This is a genomic window from Frankia sp. CcCS3 (genome assembly GCF_977927575.1).
Genome location: NZ_CDWRCL010000350.1, coordinates 1 through 2,794, shown reverse-complemented (window position 1 = coordinate 2,794; position 2,794 = coordinate 1). Strand labels below are relative to the sequence as shown.

Sequence of the window (2,794 nt, the reverse complement as noted above, 5' to 3'; positions counted from 1 at the left end):
GGTCCCCCAAATTCACCGGCTGACGGATCGCCGCCACCTTGATGTGTCGATTTATCCTGTATCGTCCCCAATGGCGTCATGCGCGGGGTGCCCCGGGGGACCGGGGAGAATCGGGAAGCCGGTGAAGGTCCGGCACGGGCCCGCCGCGGTAACCGGGAAGTCGCCGTCCATGCGCGCCGCGCAGCCACTGGGTCTTCGGGCCCGGGAAGGCGGACGGCCGGCGTTGATCCGGAAGTCCGAAGACCGGCCCCGCATCGACGCCGCCCGTCGTCGTGCGGGCGGCCGGACAGCGGGAGCCTGCCATGCCTACCGACAGCTACCCCACGAACCTCCACCCCACGAACCTCTACGATGTCCTGCACCGGCGGCGCGACGTGCGCGGCCAGTTCACCGGCGGGCCGATCCCCGCCGACGTGCTCGACCGGGTGCTCGGGGCAGCTCACGCCGCGCCGAGCGTCGGCCTTAGCCAGCCCTGGGACTTCATCCTCGTCACCGACGAGCGGTCCCGGCGGGACTTCCACACCCACGTGCACCGCGAGCGCGCCGTCTTCGCCGCGACCCTGACCGGTGAGCGTGCCGCCCGGTTCGCCCGGATCAGGATCGACGGCATCCTGGAGTCGTCGTTGTCGCTGGTCGTGACCTACGATCCGCACCGCGGCGGGCCGGCGGTGCTGGGTCGGCACGCCATCGCCGACGCCGGCCTGTACTCGGTGTGCCTGGCGATCGAGAACCTGTGGCTCGCCGCGACCGCCGAGGGTCTCGGGGTGGGCTGGGTGTCATTCTACCGGGAGCCGTTCGTTCGTGACCTGCTCGCCATCCCCGCCTACATCCGGCCCGTGGCGTGGCTCTGCCTCGGGCCGGTGACCCACCTCGAGCACGTTCCCGACCTCGAACGCCACGGCTGGGCCCGACGGCGTCCCCTCGCCGACGCGGTCCACGCCGAGCGATGGGGCGCGATGCCGTCCGGGGACGGTGCTCCCGCTGATCCTGGAATCGACGGGCCAGCGGGTGTCTAACACTTGTTAGACTTGAGGCATGACTGTGGTGAGCCTGCGGGATCTCAGCCATGCCGTGGGTACCTGGGTTGACCGTGCGCACGCGGGAGAATCGATCATCATCACTCGCAACGGACGACCGTGGGCGAGGCTGGTGCCCGAACTGACGCAGACGGGCAGTGACTACCTGGACCAACTCGTTGCCGAGGGGCGCGTTACCCTCTCCACCGCGAGCCTGGCTGATCTCCCCGAACCGACGTCCACGGGCAGCTGGGATGGCCGTGACTCCGCGGACGTGGTGGCGGAGCTACGCGGGGAATCTTCTTGAATTATCTGGATTCCAGTGCATTGGTGAAGTTGACCCATCCGGAGAGTGAGACGCGTGCGCTGCGCTCCTGGCTTGCCGTGCGGCCAGGCGTCGCGGTGTCGTCTGCGTTTGCGATGCTCGAAGTGACCCGAGCGTTGCGCTGCAGCGACCCCGCCGCTCTTCCCCGTATCCCTGACGTCCTGTCGCGGATCACGCTCGTGCCCATCGACCAGCCGATCATGGTCTCCGCCGCGGCCTTGACGGATCCGTTGCTGCGTTCGCTGGATGCCCTGCATCTCGCGACGGCGCTCCGGCTCGATGCGCCGTCATTGGTCTTCGTCAGCTACGACAAGCGCCTGTCGACCGCCGCCGCCCAGGAAGGCCTGACCGTTGCTGTGCCCGCCTGAGGCGGGGACCGGGCTCGCTACCCATCGGAGCCTGGGGGTGCGGACCGGGACGTCGTGCGTCAGGAGCAGCGCGACGGTCACCAGGGTCCGCCGCCGCGGCGTCAGCTCGGCGTAGGCCTCGCCGCCGGGGGGAGCGGATCCACCGCCGTGCGCGGGCCCGTTCACGGATTCGGCCCGGCGGTCGAGAGCGCGCCGTGCAGGAACAGGTCCACCAGTTCCCCGGTGGTCAGCAGCTCGGGGGCGTCTGCCCGGCCGGCGGGCATCAGCAGCAGCGCGAAGGCGCCCGCGAGGCGCTCCGGCGGCAGCCGCAGCGCCTCGCGCTCGGGCTCGAACAGCGCGGCCAGGGCCGTCCGCAGCGCGGCGAGTCCCGCCTCGCGGTCCGGGACGGCCGGTGGGACGGCCGGTGAGACGGCTGGTGGGACGGCCGGCGGGGCCGATGCTGGGGCTGAGGCCGGGGCCGGGGAAAGGGCAGGGGACGGCGGCTCGGCCGATCGGTCGTCGGAACGGGCTCTCCCCGCCGTGGCGGGCATCCGGCGTTCCAGCCGGCCGGTGGCCGCGAGGGCTCCGGCGACGGCGCCCAGCCGGGCCATGTGGCCGCGCAGCACCTCGGCCGCCTCGGTGAGGCGGGCCGGGAGCGGCTGGTCGAGCGGGATCGCCGCCAGGTGGGTGGCGGTGTCGTCGGGTCGCAGCGCCTCGGTCAGGCAGGCCGCCAGCAGGGCCTCCTTGTCCGCGAAGACGCGGAAGATCGTGCCTTCCCCGATGCCCGCCGCGCGGGCGATCTTCGCGGTGGTGACCGAGGTGCCGTACTCGATGACGAGGGGGAGGGCCGCGGTGACGATCATGGCGCGGCGCTGGTCGGGGTCCATGACCGGGGCCCGGCGTCGGGGCGGGGTCGGTGAGGTCTCTGGCATGCGATCCACAGTACGGAGTGAGTACTCACTCCGCAAGGGTTGACTGACGGCGGCCTCCCGCCGACCGGGGCGGTATGGGCGGATCAGGCCCGCAAGTCGCGGATCAGGCCCGGGCCGGGCACCACCTTTCGGCCCCCTGTTTCCGTTCAGGTCGTGTTGAGCATTCCCGAAACC

Annotated in this window: 4 protein-coding genes and 1 riboswitch; of the genes, 3 read left to right on the top strand and 1 reads right to left on the bottom strand. The window is 71.7% G+C overall.

Annotated elements, in window-relative coordinates; translation table 11 throughout:
• Nucleotides 1-68: 68 nt before the first annotated feature.
• Nucleotides 69-266: riboswitch (cobalamin riboswitch) on the top strand.
• Nucleotides 267-302: 36 nt separating this feature from the next.
• The 3 genes from bluB to AC08OQ_RS19035 are packed head-to-tail and all read left to right on the top strand — an operon-like array spanning nucleotide 303 to nucleotide 1,709.
• Nucleotides 303-1,016 carry a 5,6-dimethylbenzimidazole synthase gene (bluB, locus tag AC08OQ_RS19045; protein WP_476602018.1) on the top strand — a complete coding sequence of 238 codons (714 nt, stop codon included), beginning with the start codon at nucleotides 303-305 and terminating at the stop codon, nucleotides 1,014-1,016.
• 19 nt (nucleotides 1,017-1,035) lie between these two features.
• Complete coding sequence (locus tag AC08OQ_RS19040; protein ID WP_462188588.1) at nucleotides 1,036-1,323, top strand: type II toxin-antitoxin system Phd/YefM family antitoxin; 288 nt, start codon at nucleotides 1,036-1,038, stop codon at nucleotides 1,321-1,323.
• Entirely contained in the window at nucleotides 1,320-1,709 is a 390-nt protein-coding gene (locus AC08OQ_RS19035; protein WP_462188587.1) for a type II toxin-antitoxin system VapC family toxin, read from the top strand. The genes AC08OQ_RS19040 and AC08OQ_RS19035 overlap by 4 nt, the downstream gene beginning before the upstream one ends.
• 161 nt (nucleotides 1,710-1,870) lie before the next feature.
• Here AC08OQ_RS19035 and AC08OQ_RS19030 read toward each other — a convergent pair whose 3' ends face one another.
• On the bottom strand, nucleotides 1,871-2,620 hold the full coding sequence (locus AC08OQ_RS19030) for a TetR/AcrR family transcriptional regulator (RefSeq protein ID WP_476602017.1): 750 nt from the start codon (nucleotides 2,618-2,620) through the stop codon (nucleotides 1,871-1,873).
• Nucleotides 2,621-2,794: the final 174 nt, after the last annotated feature.

Coding starts and splice junctions, on each gene's coding strand:
- bluB (WP_476602018.1), top strand. CDS start 303: ATGCCTACCGACAGCTACCCCACGAACCTCCACCCCACGAACCTCTAC.
- AC08OQ_RS19040 (WP_462188588.1), top strand. CDS start 1,036: ATGACTGTGGTGAGCCTGCGGGATCTCAGCCATGCCGTGGGTACCTGG.
- AC08OQ_RS19030 (WP_476602017.1), bottom strand. CDS start 2,620: ATGCCAGAGACCTCACCGACCCCGCCCCGACGCCGGGCCCCGGTCATG.